The organism is Pseudomonas fluorescens (assembly GCF_902497745.1).
GTDB classification, from domain to species: Bacteria; Pseudomonadota; Gammaproteobacteria; order Pseudomonadales; family Pseudomonadaceae; genus Aquipseudomonas; species Aquipseudomonas fluorescens_BM.
The window spans coordinates 45,272-59,168 of record NZ_CABVHJ010000024.1 but is presented as its reverse complement, the minus strand read 5'-3'; the positions used below and the strand labels follow the sequence as shown (position 1 = coordinate 59,168).

The window sequence follows — 13,897 nt, the reverse complement described above, 5'->3', positions numbered from 1 at the left end:
TGGCGGCAGCAGATGCCTAGCGTGGCGTCTGCTTCAAGGCTTCGAGCCAGGCCGGATCCAGGCGCGTTTGCTCGGTATCAAGCCCCAGCGCCAGCATCCGTTCCTTGTGCGCCTCAACTTCCCGCCACAGCTGCCCATGATCGCTGGAGTTACCGTCCAGTTCGTGCATTTGCGTCAACCCCAAGTGGTAGAAACGCAGAACCTTCATCGCCACCGGATCGTTCTGCTCCACCGCCGCCGTCACCTGATGCATCACATTGGTGATGCTCATCAGGTTGCGCTTGAGTCGCCAGCTGTACACCGCCGGCGCCATCCAGCTCTGATTCCAGAAGCGCCCGCGCAGCAGCGCAGCCGTCAGCAGAAACGCGACAAACACCCCACCGACATTGAAGCGCAGGTTATCGCCGCCAGGCTCGCCGAACAGCGCCACCGCCACGCTCGAGAACAACATCGCCAGCACTAGAAACAGCACGGCGATGATGATCGTGCTGCGTCGCGTCTGCTGGCGAAAGGTGGCGGCATCCATTGGCTGAATCTCGAACATCACAAATGACTTCCTTGAGCGACAAAAGGGGTAACTGAAAAAACCGGCCGGCGCATTATCGCCTCTACGACGGATTTAGCTATGCTGGGGCTCCTCTTCATCTTTTCAGCGTCCAAAGGGGACATGGCGGTATAGCGCAGATCGTGCCATCTTCATTCATGGATACACACTATTCGGATGCCATTGCTCAGCTTCGTGATGACATCGTTTTAAGGATCATTGCATGACCCAACGACACGTAATCAACGCCTCGGTCAGCCCGAAAGGCAGCCTGGAAACCCTTTCTCAACGTGAAGTTCAGCAACTGAGCGAAGCCGGATCCGGCAGCACCTATACCCTCTTCCGCCAGTGCGCCCTGGCCATCCTCAACACCGGCGCCCATGTCGATAACGCCAAGACCATCCTTGAAGCCTACAAGGACTTCGAAATCCGCATTCACCAACAGGATCGCGGTGTGCGCCTGGAGCTGCTGAACGCTCCGGCCGACGCGTTCGTCGACGGCGAAATGATCGCCAGCACCCGCGAAATGCTCTTCAGCGCCCTGCGCGATATCGTCTACACCGAAAACGAACTCGACAGCCAACGCATCGACCTCAGCACCTCGCAAGGCATCAGCGACTACGTATTCCACCTGCTGCGCAACGCGCGCACTTTGCGTCCCGGCGTCGAGCCGAAAATCGTCGTGTGCTGGGGCGGTCACTCGATCAACACCGAAGAATACAAATACACCAAGAAAGTCGGCCACGAACTGGGCCTGCGCAGCCTCGACATCTGCACCGGTTGCGGCCCGGGTGTGATGAAAGGCCCGATGAAAGGCGCGACCATCGCTCACGCCAAACAGCGTATTCATGGCGGGCGTTATCTGGGTTTGACCGAGCCGGGCATCATCGCTGCCGAAGCGCCGAACCCGATCGTCAACGAGCTGGTGATTCTGCCGGACATCGAAAAACGTCTGGAAGCCTTCGTGCGTGTCGGCCACGGCATCATCATCTTCCCGGGCGGTGCCGGTACGGCGGAAGAGTTCCTCTACCTGCTGGGCATACTGATGCACCCTGAAAATAAAGGGCTGCCGTTCCCGGTGGTCCTCACCGGACCGAAACATGCGGCGCCGTATCTGGAACAGCTCGACGCCTTCGTCACCGCCACCCTGGGTGAAGCAGCCAAGCAACACTACGAAATCATCATCGACGACCCGGCCGAAGTGGCACGGCAGATGACCCAAGGCCTGAAAGCAGTGAAGCAGTTCCGCCGCGAGCGCAACGATGCGTTCCATTTCAACTGGCTGCTGAAAATCGACGAAGGCTTCCAGCGCCCGTTCGATCCGACCCACGAAAACATGGCCAACCTGAAACTGCACCGCGACCAGCCACCGCACGAACTCGCAGCCAACCTGCGGCGGGCGTTTTCCGGGATAGTCGCTGGCAACGTCAAGGACAAGGGCATTCGCCTGATCGAAGAGCACGGGCCGTACCAGATCCGCGGCGACGCCGCGATCATGCAACCGCTCGATGCCCTGCTCAAAGCCTTCGTCGCCCAGCACCGGATGAAACTGCCGGGTGGCGCGGCGTATGTGCCGTGTTATCGGGTGGTGGCGTAACCTACAAGCATGAAGATCCGAAGATGATGCTTCGGGTCTTCGTGGCGGTTCGACCTGTTCAATTTGGCCTGAAACGTATTTCCCGATAGCGCGGTACCGACAGATGCCAGCCGACGTTGCCAAGCCATTGCACTCTGAATGCCTCGGCGCAGCGCAATGCTTGCTCGCGCACGTCGGTTTCACACCCAATTTGATCAAGCTCGTCGGGTAGTCGCGCCTGCAGTTCGAGAAACTGTCGCATCCACACCTCAATTCTCTGATTCACTTCAGTCGCTGCCTGATCCGGACTCAGTCCATGATGATGTCGAAGGTGAGTCAGGAGGTTGTAAACGTCCTCATCTGGATTAGCCAAGATGCAGAACGACAGCACATCGTTGACCGCTTTCATTAAATTCAGTGATAGCCTGCGCAATTCCTGCCATAGCGAACAGTAATAAACCGTTGCGGGAAGATTTATCTGATGGGCAAAGTACGTAAACTCAAAGCACACCTGAAAACCTCCGGCATTGCGCCACACACTTTCATAATCGGCCAGTCCAGGCTGGGTTCCGCCGAGGCGATGCGTCGAAGCACTGACGCAGCAAAACAGATAGCTGCTGTATTGATCCAGTGTTCTTCGTACCCACTGCTCAGGCATTGACGCCCCTGCGCGACGTATAATGTCTCTCAATCCCCCGGGCAGTCCTGCGCACTGACCTGCGCCACGCTCGCTCGCAACTTCGTGCACTTGTCGCAACGCCCTCTCCAAAGCATCAGGAGAGCAACTCAGATCCTCATCGGCCAAATCATCCTGACAACTGAACCACCCGGTCAGATCAGAGAGTACATTCAGCGTTTGCGCGTTCGCATGGGGCCACATGAAGGCAGCGTATTTGCCTGGTAGATAAATATCCAACTGGTGTATCGCCCGTTCGGAATCTGTCAGCCCCAGACTTTCAAGCCAGGCACGCGTCTGTTGTTCGGCCTCGTCGGCCATAGGACTTGGTGCGACATCAATCAATTGCAAGGCCGGTGGCAGTGAGTAACTCATGCGGCAACTCCATGATTATCGAGTGAAATATCACGCAGCGTGCTGAAGAAGACCGGAATAAACATAACGTCATATTAGAGAAACAACATTGTTCCAGGCGCAGCGAGCTCAGACAGTCCCACTAACCCTAGCTCAGCAAAACAAGGTTTCAACTCTCCGTTTTACCGTCCATCGACTATCACGGCCAACCTGATATAGAACGCAATCGCGAAAACTTTATAATTAATAAGTCCTAAAAAAACCAAACACCCAACACTCTTTACGCTACTTTCTAGAGACGCTGACTGTGACACCCTGGCAACCAGGTATTCAAACGCCGCTCTGATTGACACCGGGAGTAAACTGCCATGTTCCCTTCAAACCCTCAGCAATATGCGGCTGCCAAAAAAAGCTGGGTTGTTGCGTTCGAGTATCAGGAGCAGCATGCGGGCATGAAGGTCAGAACAGACCTGACACGGGCCTTGGCGAATGTATATCGACTCTCTTCCGATAAAACCCGAATAATTTGTGACTGTGTCGAACGTTTCAACACGGCCTCGCTGATACACGATGACATTATCGATCAAGACCGGATTCGTCGTGGAGCCGACTCCGTGTGGGTCAGATACGGAGTGGCCGCAGCACTGATTTCAGGAATGTATGGTTACATTCAAGGGTTGAAATCGCTCAGTGAATCAGGACGCATGACATTGGTTCAAGCAGGCCTCGATAGCCTGGAGGAATTGCACATCGGCCAGTACCTCGACACCTTGCTCAGCGAGGGAGCGGACTTACCCACCATGGAGCAATACCGCTATGTTGCTCAACTGAATACCGGGTGTTTTTTCATATTCATTCTTAGAGCCTGCCAACAACTCAAGCCCCTACCCCAGCAATGTTACCGATCGCTGAAATCAATGCTGCTTGAACTTGCCGTCTACTATCGCTTTGTTAACGATTACTGCGACATCAATCACATTCCGCATTATGCAAAAAAAGGGTTTGCGCCCGATCTTGAAGCAGGCCCCAAATCGTTCCTGATGATTATTGCAAACCAGCCATTACCCAAGAGCAATAGAAGCGAAATACAGAAACGGCAGATAATAATTAATTGGGGAAACGCTGATGTATTCTGCAAAGCCTTGAAGATTATGGAAGACAGCTATGCAATCCTGCCAGGCTTTCTCCAACGTGCACAGCAACAGTGCAATGAACTGGACTTCAGCCAACTTCATAAATTTCTCGATACCGTGCACTTCCAACAAAAACCGGCGGATGATTTCTATGCATCCCTTCAATTGAATACCTGAGAAATCGCCTCTTCGAAAATTCATGTCGCGGTGTACTACAAGCAGAACTGCCTCAACCAAGGCCTGACAAGCGCAATGCCAAAGCCTTGGCCTGCAATGCCACATCCGTCACCGCCGTACTCTCCCACCACATCCCGCGCAATGGCGGCCCCATAGCAAAAAACTGCTCAGCCGCACATCCCTCGGCATCCAGCACCGCGCCATCCACCGCCGCCGCAATCCCCAACGCCAACGGCCCCGGCTGCACCAGACCACGCGCCAGCACCTGCTGCGGCAACGGTCGCGCCACGCGGCTCCAGTCGTATTCGATGCCACTGGAGTTGATCAGCGCGGCGCCCTGCACCACGCAGGTTTCAGGCTCACCGCGACGTCGAATGCGAATACTCACACCACCTTCCACATTCGGCTCCAGTCCCTTGAACGACGCCGCCTGAATCCGCAATCGCCCTTCTTTGTGCAATCGCTCAACCAGCTTCGCGCTCAATGGCGGTGAACGGTGATGATGGCTTTCCCACCACGGCCGCACATGCCGTACGAATTGTCGACGTTGCATATCAGTCGCCTGACTCCATAACCGGGCGATGTGCACGCGAACAGTGTCCAGAGGCGCCTGCCAATCGATGCCTTGGGCGATGGCGGCCTGGCATTGCCGACGCAGTTCTCGTAATAACTGGCGCGGCGAGCGCAGGGTGTGATCGTTGCCAAGAAAATCCACCCAAGCCGGCGGTTGTCGACGTACATGGGGCAACAAACCATGGCGGGAAAACACTTCAATCGGCCCGCGATGCCCGGCTTGCTCCAGCGATACCACGGCATCGACCATGGTCAGGCCGGAGCCTATGATCAGCACGGTCGATTGCGGATCGAGCTGGCGCATGGCAGCGACATCCCAAGGATCGAGCGCGGCGGCGTTGAGACCGCTGGAGGTTTTCTGCGGGGTTCGTGCGGCAGGGAACATGCCAGTCGCCAAGACCGCGTAGCCACCGCGCAGCGCCTGACCATTGCTCAGTGTTAGCTGCACCGAGTCGGTATCGACTTGCAGATCGACGGCCTCCGCGCGGATGTGCTCAGCGCTCGAGCCATTTTGCGCACCGACACTGCGCGCTTCATCCAGGCGCTGCTGAACATAGACGCCAAACAATCCACGCGGCGGAAACAGTTCACTGATCGGCACATTCTGCTCGGCAGACTCCGGCCAGCCGCCACGGGCAATGTGCTCGGTCAGCCATTGCGTCAGGTCATCCGGATTATCCGGATCGACGCTCATGCGTGCGGCGTTGCCATTGAGTGTGTGACCCAGTTCGACCGCGCTGTACGCCTCGCCCCGTCCCAGTTCCGCACGCGGTTCAACGATCAGAAGCTTGCGCCGACCCGGCAGACGCAACAACTGCACCGCCAGCATCGTGCCGCTGAGGCCACCGCCGATAATCAGGATGTCTGCGCTCTGACTCATTCAAATCACCACGTTACGAACAAACCGCGCCGGCACATCGCCATCGTTGCGATAGGAGTGCGGCTGGTTACTGGCAAACATGAAAAACTCCCCAGTGCCGATCTTTTGCGGCTGATCGCCGAGCATCAGCGTCAGGCAACCCTCAAACACAAAAATCTGCTCGCTCCAGCCCTCGGCATCCGCTTGCGACGGGTAGACCTCGCCCGGTTGCAGGCACCATTCCCATTGCTCGACTTCGCGGGTCGCCGTGGCTTTGGAGAGCAGCACCGCTTTGCTGCCCGGGATCGTGCCCGCCCAGGCCACCTCGTTGATGCGGCTTGGATCACGAGCGTCCGGTGCCTGGATCAGATCGCTGAACGCCACATCAAGTGCCTCGGCGACGCGATCAAGGGTGGTCAGGCTGACATTCTTTTCGCCCGCCTCGATCGCCACCAGCATGCGCCGGCTGACACCGGATTTTTCCGCCAGCGCGGTCTGGCTCATGTCGGCGGCATGCCGTAGACGCCGCACATTCAGGCTGACGTGCTGCAGGACGGACGCCCGTTGCGTTGAATCTTTGTGCACTATATTGCTCACTCAGTGAGGTTGGGCAGTATACTGCGCAACGTTGGACGCATTGTGCGGCCTCCTTTTTATAGTGCGCAAGGTCATGACGTCGCAGAACAGCTCCCCCACTCCCCTCCGTTTCTCTCGTTTCAGCAAAGCCGAGTGCGTGCTGGTGCTGATCACCATGATCTGGGGCGGTACTTTCCTGCTGGTTCAGCATGCGATGACCGTCAGCGGCCCGATGTTTTTTGTCGGCCTGCGCTTCGCCGCTGCAGCGGCTATCGTCGCGCTGTTCTCATGGCGCCATCTGCGCGAACTGACCCTTTTCGAACTCAAGGCTGGCGCCTTCATCGGCGTGGCGATCATGCTCGGTTATGGCTTGCAGACGGTCGGTTTGCAAACGATCCCGAGCAGTCAGTCGGCGTTCATCACCGCGTTGTATGTGCCGTTCGTGCCTTTGCTGCAATGGCTGGTGCTGGGGCGACGCCCGGGGCTGATGCCCAGCATCGGCATCATGCTGGCGTTCACCGGGTTGATGTTGTTGTCGGGGCCGTCCGGGGCTGCGCTGAATTTCAGTCCCGGTGAAATAGCCACTTTGATCAGTGCCATCGCCATAGCCGCCGAGATCATTCTGATCAGCACCTATGCCGGTCAGGTCGATGTGCGCCGAGTGACCGTTGTGCAACTGGCAACCACCTCCGTGCTGTCGTTCCTGCTGGTGGTGCCGACCGGGGAAATGATTCCGGACTTTTCCTGGACCCTGCTGGTGACTGCGCTGGGATTGGGCGCAGCGAGTGCAGCGATTCAGGTGGCGATGAACTGGGCGCAGAAGAGTGTCTCGCCAACCCGGGCAACATTGATCTATGCGGGTGAGCCGGTGTGGGCGGGAATTGTCGGGCGGATTGCCGGGGAACGGTTGCCGGCGATTGCGCTGGTGGGCGCCGGGTTGATTGTGGCGGCGGTGATTGTCAGTGAGTTGAGGACCAAGGGTAAGGTTGCAGAAGCCGAAGCTGAGCTGGAGCGGGAAACCCAAGGTTAATCTGCAATATCTTTAGTGCCTGGACTGTAGCTATCGCGAGCAGGCTCACTCCTACAATTGAAATGCGTTCCACCTGTAGGAGTGAGCCTGCTCGCGATGAGGCCATTCCAAGCAACATCCATCTACCTGAAACAATGCCAAACAGAAAATTCCAGACTACTTTGTAGGATTCTGAGACATCCTGGCGTTTGGTGATCGGGGAGCTGGCACGTATGATGCTTCACAAACTTCCGCAGATTAGAAGCCTATGTCCCTGATAGTTCTACTGCTTCTGCCATTCATTGGCAGCTGTCTGGCAGCGGTGCTGCCACACAATGCGCGCAATACCGAATCCCTGTTGGCAGGTCTGGTCGCTCTGATCGGCACCGTCCAGGTCGCGATGTTGTACCCGCAAATTGCCCACGGCGGCGTGATCCGCGAAGAATTCATGTGGCTGCCCAGCCTCGGTCTGAACTTCGTCCTGCGCATGGACGGCTTCGCCTGGCTATTCTCGATGCTGGTGCTCGGCATCGGCACGCTCGTTTCTCTTTATGCGCGTTATTACATGTCGCCGGACGATCCGGTGCCGCGCTTTTTCGCGTTTTTTCTGGCGTTCATGGGCGCCATGCTCGGACTGGTGATTTCCGGCAATCTGATTCAGATCGTGTTTTTCTGGGAACTGACCAGCCTCTTCTCGTTCCTGTTGATAGGCTATTGGCACCACCGCGCGGATGCCCGTCGCGGCGCTTATATGGCACTGATGGTCACCGGTGCGGGCGGATTGTGCCTGTTGGCGGGGGTCATGATTCTCGGCCATGTCGTCGGCAGCTATGACCTCGACAAGGTCCTGGCCGCCGGCGACATGATTCGTGCACACGCCCTCTACCCTATTCTTTTACCCCTCATTCTTATTGGCGCACTCAGCAAAAGTGCGCAGTTCCCGTTCCACTTCTGGCTGCCCCATGCGATGGCGGCGCCAACACCGGTCTCCGCTTATCTGCACTCGGCCACCATGGTCAAGGCCGGGGTTTTCCTGCTCGCGCGCCTGTGGCCGTCGTTGTCCGGCAGTGAAGAATGGTTCTACATCGTCAGCGGCGCCGGCGCGTGCACACTGCTGCTCGGCGCGTATTGCGCGATGTTCCAGAACGATCTCAAAGGTCTGCTTGCCTACTCGACCATCAGTCACCTTGGCCTGATCACTTTGCTGCTGGGTCTGAACAGCCCGCTGGCTGCCGTGGCGGCGGTGTTCCACATCCTCAACCACGCGACGTTCAAAGCCTCGCTGTTTATGGCTGCGGGCATCATCGACCACGAAAGTGGCACTCGCGATATCCGCAAACTCAGCGGCCTGATCAAACTGATTCCGTTCACCGCGACGCTGGCCATGGTTGCCAGCGCTTCGATGGCGGGAGTGCCACTGCTCAACGGCTTCCTGTCGAAAGAGATGTTCTTCGCCGAAACCGTGTTCATCAACGCCACAGCGTGGGTCGAAGCGGCGCTGCCGATTGTGGCGACGATTGCCGGTACGTTCAGCGTTGCCTACTCGCTGCGCTTCACCGTCGATGTGTTCTTCGGCCCGCCGGCCACTGACCTGCCGCACACCCCGCACGAACCGCCGCGCTGGATGCGTGCGCCGGTCGAGTTGCTGGTGTTCACTTGCTTGCTGGTGGGGATTTTCCCGGCGCAGATCGTCGGCCCGTTGCTCGCTGCCGCCGCGTTGCCGGTGGTTGGCGGTACGCTGCCGGAATACAGCCTGGCAATCTGGCACGGCCTCAACGCGCCAATGATCATGAGCCTGATCGCCATGTCCGGCGGCATCGTCGTCTACTTGCTGTTGCGCAATCAGCTCAAGCGCGGTCGCTTCAAGTACCCGCCATTGGTGGGTCGCTTCAACGGCAAGCGCCTGTTTGAACGCAGCCTGGTGGTGATGATGCGCCTGGCCCGACGCCTGGAGCGGCGACTCGGCACCAAGCGCCTGCAAATGCAATTGTTCCTGATGGTGTTGACGGCTGTGCTCGCCGGCCTGATCCCGATGCTGCATAGCAGCCTGAGCTGGGGCGACCGGCCGAAGATTCCCGGCTCGATCGTCTTTGTGACCTTGTGGCTGCTGGCGATTGCCTGTGCCCTCGGCGCCGCGTGGCAGGCCAAATATCACCGTCTCGCCGCTTTGACCATGGTCAGCGTCTGCGGCTTGATGACCTGTGTAACTTTCGTCTGGTTCTCCGCGCCCGACCTGGCCCTGACGCAACTGGCGGTCGAAGTGGTCACCACCGTGCTGATCCTGCTCGGTCTGCGCTGGTTGCCACGACGCATCGAAGAAGTCTCGCCACTGCCAAGCAGCCTGCGCAAGGCACGCATTCGTCGCCTGCGCGACTTGCTGCTGTCGATTGCCGTCGGCGGTGGCATGGCGCTGCTGTCCTACGCCATGCTGACGCGGCAGACGCCGAACGACATTTCCTCGTTCTACCTCAGCCGCGCCATGCCCGAGGGCGGTGGCAGCAACGTAGTCAACGTGATGCTGGTGGATTTCCGCGGCTTCGACACCCTCGGTGAAATCACCGTACTGGTCGCCGTGGCACTGACCGTATTCGCCCTGCTGCGGCGTTTCCGCCCACCGAAAGAAAGCCTGCAACTGCCCGCTCAGCAACGCTTGCTGGCGCCGGACGTGGTCACCGATCTGGTCAACCCGCGTTCGGCCAGCGACACCGCGCTCGGTTTCATGATGATCCCGGCAGTGCTGGTGCGTCTGCTGCTGCCGATTGCACTGGTGGTGTCGTTCTACCTGTTCATGCGCGGGCACAACCAACCGGGTGGCGGTTTCGTCGCCGGTCTGGTGATGTCGGTGGCGTTCATCCTGCAATACATGGTCGCCGGCACGCAGTGGGTCGAGGCGCAAATGAGCCTGCGGCCGCTGCGCTGGATGGGCACCGGACTGCTGTTCGCCACCGCCACCGGCCTGGGAGCAATGCTGGTCGGCTATCCGTTCCTCACCACGCACACCTGGCATTTCACTTTGCCAGTGCTGGGTGACATCCATATCGCCAGCGCGCTGTTCTTCGACATTGGCGTGTATGGCGTGGTGGTCGGTTCGACCTTGTTGATCCTCACCGCCCTCGCCCACCAATCGGTGCGGGGACACAAGACCGCATCGTTGCCCAAGTCCGTCGCCAGCAAAGGAGCCGTCTGATGGAAGAAGTCATCGCAATCGCCATCGGCGTGCTCGCCGCGTCCGGCGTCTGGCTGATCCTGCGCCCACGGACGTTCCAGGTGGTCATGGGCCTGTGCCTGCTGTCGTATGGCGTCAACCTGTTCATCTTCAGCATGGGCAGCCTGTTCATCGGCAAAGAGCCGGTGATCAAGGACGGCGTCACCCAGGACTTGCTGCACTACACCGACCCGCTGCCACAGGCACTGGTATTGACCGCTATCGTCATCAGCTTCGCCATGACCGCGCTGTTCCTCGTCGTTCTGCTCGCCTCGCGCGGCCTGACCGGCACTGACCACGTCGACGGCCGGGAGCCTAAAGAATGATGGCGATGACTCACCTGATCGCCGCACCGATTCTGTTGCCGCTGCTGACCGCCGCCATCATGCTGATGCTCGGCGAACGGCACCGACCGCTGAAGGCGAAAATCAACCTGTTCTCCAGCCTCGTCGGCCTGTTCATTTCGGTGATGCTGCTGCAATGGACGCAGACCACTGGCGTGCCCGGTTCCATCGGTGTTTACCTGCCGGGGAACTGGCAGGCGCCGTTCGGCATTGTGCTGGTGGTCGATCGCCTGTCGGCGTTGATGCTGGTGCTGACCGGGATCATCGGCGTCAGCGCCCTGCTGTTTGCCATGGCCCGCTGGGACGGTGCGGGTTCAAGCTTCCACGCGCTGTTCCAGATTCAGTTGATGGGCCTGTACGGCGCCTTCCTGACCGCTGACCTGTTCAACCTCTTCGTGTTCTTCGAAGTGTTGCTGGCGGCTTCTTATGGTTTGTTGTTGCATGGATCGGGTCGGGCACGGGTCTCATCGGGGCTGCATTACATCTCGATCAACCTGCTGGCCTCGTCGCTGTTTCTGATTGGCGCGGCACTTATCTACGGCGTCACGGGCACGTTGAACATGGCCGATCTGGCGCTGAAGATTCCACTGGTGCCGGAAGCCGATCGTGGCTTGCTGCACGCCGGTGCCGGGATTCTTGCCGTCGCGTTCCTGGCCAAGGCTGGCATGTGGCCGCTGAACTTCTGGCTGGTGCCGGCCTATTCATCGGCCAGTGCACCGGTGGCCGCGATGTTCGCAATCATGACCAAGGTCGGCGTCTACACCTTGCTGCGCCTTTGGACCCTGCTTTTCTCTGGGCAAGCCGGTGCCTCGGCGTTCTTTGGCGGTGACTGGCTGATCTACGGCGGTATGGCAACCATGGCTTGCGCGGCATTGGCGATTCTCGCCGCACAACGCCTGGAGCGCATGGCCAGTCTGAGCATCCTGGTCTCGGCGGGGATTCTGCTGTCCGCCGTCGGGTTCGCCCAGCCAAACCTGATCGGCGCGGCGCTGTTCTATCTGGTCAGCTCGACTCTGGCGCTGAGTGCGCTGTTCCTGCTCGCCGAGTTGATCGAACGTTCGCGCTCGGCCAACGAAATTCCGCTGGAAGACGAAAGCGAACTGCTGCCGCGGCCGCAGGAATCCCTGCAACCGCCCAAAGGCATCAACCTCGACGACGAGCAAAAAGCCGTGGTCGGCCAGGTCATCCCGTGGACCATGGCGTTTCTCGGCCTGAGCTTCATTGCTTGCGCCCTGCTGATCATCGGCATGCCGCCGCTGTCCGGCTTCATCGGCAAACTCAGCCTGATCGGCGCGCTGCTCAATCCGCTGGGGCTGGGCACTGGCGAGCCGATCTCCACGGCAGCATGGGCATTGCTGGCGCTGCTGATCCTCACCGGACTGGCGTCGTTGATGGCGTTCTCGCGTCTCGGCATCCAGCGCTTCTGGACGCCGGAAGAGCGCCCTTCGCCGCTGCTGCGCAAACTCGAATGCGCACCGATTTTCCTGTTGCTCGGGCTGAGCATCGTCCTGACCTTCAAGGCTGAGCCGCTGCTGCGCTACACCCAGGCCACCGCGGAGGCGCTGAACCACCCGCAGCAATACGTCATGGCGGTGCTCGGCACCCGTGCCGTACCGAGCCCGGAAGCCAAATCGGCGATGCTGGAGGTGCAGCCATGAAGCGTGTGTTTCCTGCACCGTTGTTGTCGCTGGCACTGTGTGCCTTGTGGCTGACCCTGAACCTGTCAGTCAGCCCGGGCAATCTGCTGCTCGGCGCAATACTGGGCTTTGCTGCACCGTTGATGATGCGCAAATTGCGTCCGAAACGAGCGCGCATTCGCCGACCGGGAACGATCCTGCGCCTGTTCCTGGTCGTGGGCCGTGATGTGGTGATGTCCAACCTGATCGTCGCCTGGGGCGTACTGAATGCCGGTCGTCGCCCTCTGCGCTCGGGCTTTGTCAAAGTCCCGCTGGACCTGCGCGACGCCCACGGCCTGGCGACTCTGGCGATGATTTGCACGGTAGTGCCCGGCACAGTGTGGTCAGAGCTGGCGCTGGACCGCAGCATTCTGCTGCTGCACGTCTGGGGTCTGGATGACGAAGCGCAATTCATCGAGCACTTCAAGAGCACCTACGAGCGGCCGCTGATGGAGATTTTCGAATGAGCCCATTACTGTCGAACGCGATCCTGCTGACGCTGTTCCTGTTTTCGCTGGCGATGGTGCTGACGCTGGTACGCCTGTTCAAAGGGCCATCGGCGCAGGATCGGGTATTGGCGCTGGACTACCTGTACATCGTCGCCATGCTGATGATGCTGACGCTGGGCATTCGCTATTCCAGTGATACTTACTTCGAAGCGGCGCTGCTGATTGCGCTGTTCGGCTTCGTCGGCTCGTTTGCCCTGGCGAAATTCCTGCTGCGTGGCGAGGTGATCGAATGAATGCTGAATTGTCTCTATGGATCGAGATTCCGGTGGCGATCCTGCTGGTGCTCAGCGGTCTGTTCGCGTTGATCGGCGCGATCGGGTTACTGCGCATGAAGGATTACTTCCAGCGCATGCACCCACCGGCACTGGCTTCGACATTGGGGGCGTGGTGCGTGGCATTGGCGTCGATCATCTGCTTTTCAGCGCTGAAGTCGGGGCCAGTCATACATGCCTGGCTGATTCCGATTCTGCTGGCGATCACCGTACCGGTGACGACATTGCTGCTCGCGCGGGCGGCGTTGTTTCGTAAGCGCATGGCCGGGGATGATGTGCCGGCCGAGGTCAGTAGCCGGCGGACTGAAAGCGGTAGTTAGTCCAGAGCTTTCGGTGTCTGGTCTGGCCCCTTCGCGAGCAAGCTCGCTCCCACAGGGTTTTGGGTGAAATCACACATCTGTGAACACCCAAAAT

At 59.0% G+C, this 13,897-nt stretch carries 13 protein-coding genes; 9 read left to right on the top strand and 4 right to left on the bottom strand.

Annotation, left to right across the window (positions count from 1 at the left end; genetic code table 11):
* Nucleotides 1-16 precede the first annotated feature (16 nt).
* Complete coding sequence (locus F8N44_RS27375; RefSeq protein WP_150652504.1) at nt 17-544, bottom strand: DUF3087 domain-containing protein; 528 nt, start codon at nt 542-544, stop codon at nt 17-19.
* A 223-nt stretch (nt 545-767) separates the two neighbouring features.
* Between F8N44_RS27375 and ppnN the strand changes: the two genes are divergently transcribed.
* Nucleotides 768-2,141, top strand: coding sequence for a nucleotide 5'-monophosphate nucleosidase PpnN (gene ppnN, locus F8N44_RS27370; RefSeq protein WP_150652503.1), 1,374 nt, complete (start codon nt 768-770; stop codon nt 2,139-2,141).
* A 58-nt stretch (nt 2,142-2,199) separates the two neighbouring features.
* Here the strand turns inward: ppnN and F8N44_RS27365 are convergent, their stop codons facing one another.
* Nucleotides 2,200-3,171 carry a terpene synthase family protein gene (locus F8N44_RS27365; RefSeq protein WP_224794822.1) on the bottom strand — a complete coding sequence of 324 codons (972 nt, stop codon included), beginning with the start codon at nt 3,169-3,171 and terminating at the stop codon, nt 2,200-2,202.
* A gap of 347 nt (nt 3,172-3,518) precedes the next feature.
* On the opposite strand from F8N44_RS27365, the gene F8N44_RS27360 reads away from it, so the two are divergent.
* On the top strand, nt 3,519-4,460 hold the full coding sequence (locus F8N44_RS27360) for a polyprenyl synthetase family protein (RefSeq protein ID WP_150652502.1): 942 nt from the start codon (nt 3,519-3,521) through the stop codon (nt 4,458-4,460).
* 52 nt (nt 4,461-4,512) lie between these two features.
* Here F8N44_RS27360 and F8N44_RS27355 read toward each other — a convergent pair whose 3' ends face one another.
* Together F8N44_RS27355 and F8N44_RS27350 are read right to left on the bottom strand one after the other, a co-directional pair.
* On the bottom strand, nt 4,513-5,913 hold the full coding sequence (locus F8N44_RS27355; protein ID WP_150652501.1) for an FAD/NAD(P)-binding protein: 1,401 nt from the start codon (nt 5,911-5,913) through the stop codon (nt 4,513-4,515).
* Nucleotides 5,914-6,477, bottom strand: a complete 564-nt coding sequence (locus tag F8N44_RS27350) for a helix-turn-helix domain-containing protein (RefSeq protein ID WP_150652500.1) — start codon at nt 6,475-6,477, stop codon at nt 5,914-5,916.
* Nucleotides 6,478-6,562: 85 nt separating this feature from the next.
* Between F8N44_RS27350 and F8N44_RS27345 the strand changes: the two genes are divergently transcribed.
* The 7 genes from F8N44_RS27345 to F8N44_RS27315 all read left to right on the top strand — a co-directional run bounded on the left by F8N44_RS27345 (nt 6,563) and on the right by F8N44_RS27315 (nt 13,803).
* Complete coding sequence (locus F8N44_RS27345; RefSeq protein WP_150652499.1) at nt 6,563-7,498, top strand: DMT family transporter; 936 nt, start codon at nt 6,563-6,565, stop codon at nt 7,496-7,498.
* A 247-nt stretch (nt 7,499-7,745) separates the two neighbouring features.
* Complete coding sequence (locus F8N44_RS27340; RefSeq protein WP_150652498.1) at nt 7,746-10,664, top strand: monovalent cation/H+ antiporter subunit A; 2,919 nt, start codon at nt 7,746-7,748, stop codon at nt 10,662-10,664.
* A complete protein-coding gene (locus F8N44_RS27335) occupies nt 10,664-11,008 on the top strand; it encodes a Na+/H+ antiporter subunit C (RefSeq protein WP_007910763.1) in 345 nt (114 codons plus the stop codon). Before F8N44_RS27340 ends, F8N44_RS27335 begins: the two co-directional genes overlap by 1 nt.
* The gene (locus F8N44_RS27330) at nt 11,005-12,684 is read left to right on the top strand and encodes a monovalent cation/H+ antiporter subunit D (protein ID WP_150652497.1); all 1,680 of its coding nucleotides are present in this window, start codon (nt 11,005-11,007) and stop codon (nt 12,682-12,684) included. Before F8N44_RS27335 ends, F8N44_RS27330 begins: the two co-directional genes overlap by 4 nt.
* Nucleotides 12,681-13,169 (top strand): Na+/H+ antiporter subunit E, encoded by a 489-nt coding sequence (locus tag F8N44_RS27325; protein ID WP_150652496.1) that lies wholly within the window; start codon nt 12,681-12,683, stop codon nt 13,167-13,169. Before F8N44_RS27330 ends, F8N44_RS27325 begins: the two co-directional genes overlap by 4 nt.
* Complete coding sequence (locus tag F8N44_RS27320; RefSeq protein ID WP_007910754.1) at nt 13,166-13,444, top strand: K+/H+ antiporter subunit F; 279 nt, start codon at nt 13,166-13,168, stop codon at nt 13,442-13,444. The genes F8N44_RS27325 and F8N44_RS27320 overlap by 4 nt, the downstream gene beginning before the upstream one ends.
* Nucleotides 13,441-13,803: a Na+/H+ antiporter subunit G gene (locus tag F8N44_RS27315; protein WP_007910752.1), complete on the top strand. Its 363-nt coding sequence runs from the start codon at nt 13,441-13,443 to the stop codon at nt 13,801-13,803. The genes F8N44_RS27320 and F8N44_RS27315 overlap by 4 nt, the downstream gene beginning before the upstream one ends.
* Nucleotides 13,804-13,897 lie beyond the last annotated feature (94 nt).